The organism is Streptococcus sp. HMSC071D03 (genome assembly GCF_001812125.1).
GTDB classification, from domain to species: domain Bacteria; phylum Bacillota; class Bacilli; order Lactobacillales; family Streptococcaceae; genus Streptococcus; species Streptococcus pseudopneumoniae_N.
In genome coordinates, this window is sequence record NZ_KV807765.1 from 1 (window position 1) to 2,208 (window position 2,208).

Consider the following 2,208-nt stretch of genomic DNA (forward strand, 5'->3'; position numbering starts at 1 on the left):
AGGGGATTTACCCACTACAGAAATTATAGAGCCGGAAAAACAAGATGGACATCAGTCTGTCTTGTTTTTGTATGGATTTCCTTATCGAAAATCATCAAAATATGATATAATGAAGTGTTAGAAAAACAGGTTTCATTTGCCTGGAAAGGAAATATTATGTCTGAAAAGAATTTTTATATTACAACACCGATTTACTATCCATCTGGTAAACTTCATATCGGTTCTGCCTACACAACTATCGCCTGTGATGTCCTAGCTCGCTACAAACGCCTTATGGGCTATGATGTCTTTTATCTGACAGGTCTTGATGAGCATGGTCAAAAGATTCAACAAAAAGCAGAAGAAGCTGGGATCACACCTCAAGCCTATGTTGATGGCATGGCAGTTGGTGTCAAAGCACTCTGGCAATTACTTGATATCTCATATGATAAATTTATCCGTACAACTGATGACTACCATGAAAAAGTAGTGGCTCAAGTTTTTGAACGCTTGCTTGCTCAAGATGACATCTACCTAGGTGAATACTCTGGCTGGTATTCAGTCTCAGATGAGGAATTCTTTACAGAAAGCCAGCTTGCAGAAGTTTTCCGTGATGAAGCTGGAAATGTAACGGGCGGTATCGCTCCATCAGGCCACGAGGTTGAATGGGTTTCAGAAGAGTCTTATTTCCTTCGCCTCAGCAAATACCAAGACCGCTTGGTCGAATTTTTCAAATCACATCCTGACTTCATCACTCCTGATGGCCGTCTCAATGAAATGCTACGTAACTTCATTGAGCCAGGTTTGGAAGACTTGGCGGTTTCTCGTACAACCTTTACCTGGGGTGTACAAGTCCCATCAAATCCAAAACACGTGGTTTACGTTTGGATGGATGCCCTTCTCAACTACGTGACGGCTCTTGGTTATGAACAAGATGAGCATGGTAACTTTGACAAGTTCTGGAACGGAACAGTCTTCCACATGGTCGGAAAAGACATCCTTCGTTTCCACTCCATCTATTGGCCAATCTTGCTCATGATGCTCGATATCAAGTTGCCAGAACGTTTGATTGCCCACGGTTGGTTTGTCATGAAAGATGGCAAGATGTCCAAGTCTAAAGGGAATGTCGTTTATCCTGAAATGTTAGTAGAACGCTATGGTCTCGATCCACTTCGTTACTACCTCATGCGTAGCCTTCCTGTTGGTTCAGACGGAACCTTTACTCCAGAAGACTATGTAGGTCGTATCAACTATGAATTAGCAAATGACCTTGGAAACCTCCTCAACCGTACGGTTTCAATGATTAACAAGTACTTTGATGGTCAAATCCCTGCCTATGTAGAAGGTGTAACAGACTTTGACACTGCTCTTGCTGATGTTGCAGAACAATCAATCGCTGACTACCATACCTACATGGAAGCAGTTGACTATCCACGTGCACTTGAAGCAGTTTGGACTCTTATCTCTCGTACTAATAAATACATCGATGAGACAGCTCCATGGGTACTGGCTAAGGATGAAGCTCTTCGTGAGCAATTGGCAAGTGTGATGAGCCACTTGGCAGCTAGCCTTCGTGTCGTAGCTCACTTGATTGAGCCATTTATGATGGAGACCAGTCGTGCAGTCTTGACACAACTTGGTCTAGCAGAAGTTTCTAGCCTTGAAAACTTGAGCCTGGCTGATTTCCCTGCAGGTGTAACAGTAGTTGCTAAAGGAACACCAATCTTCCCACGTCTCGATATGGAAGAAGAAATCGGCTATATCAAGGAACAAATGGAAGGCAACAAGTCTGCCGTCGAAAAAGAGTGGAACCCAGACGAAGTTGAACTCAAACTCAACAAGGAAGAAATCAAGTTTGAAGACTTCGATAAGGTTGAAATCCGTGTCGCTGAAGTAAAAGAAGTGTCTAAAGTAGAAGGTTCTGACAAGTTGCTTCAATTCCGCTTAGATGCTGGAGATGGTGAAGATCGTCAAATCCTTTCTGGTATTGCAAAATACTATCCAAACGAACAAGAATTGGTCGGCAAGAAAGTCCAAATCGTTGCCAACCTCAAACCACGTAAAATGATGAAAAAATATGTCAGCCAAGGGATGATTCTCTCAGCTGAACATGATGGCAAATTAACCCTTCTCACAGTTGATCCAGCTGTACCAAACGGAAGTGTGATTGGCTAAGATTTAAAAAGAACCAGTTTAAACGGCTCTTTGTCAACTGTAGTGGGTTGATGA

1 protein-coding gene is annotated in these 2,208 nt (G+C 42.6%); it reads left to right on the top strand.

Features of this window, described 5'->3' with window-relative positions:
• The first annotated feature begins 156 nt into the window (after positions 1-156).
• Entirely contained in the window at positions 157-2,154 is a 1,998-nt protein-coding gene (metG, locus tag HMPREF2837_RS06510; RefSeq protein WP_049548827.1) for a methionine--tRNA ligase, read from the top strand.
• Positions 2,155-2,208 lie beyond the last annotated feature (54 nt).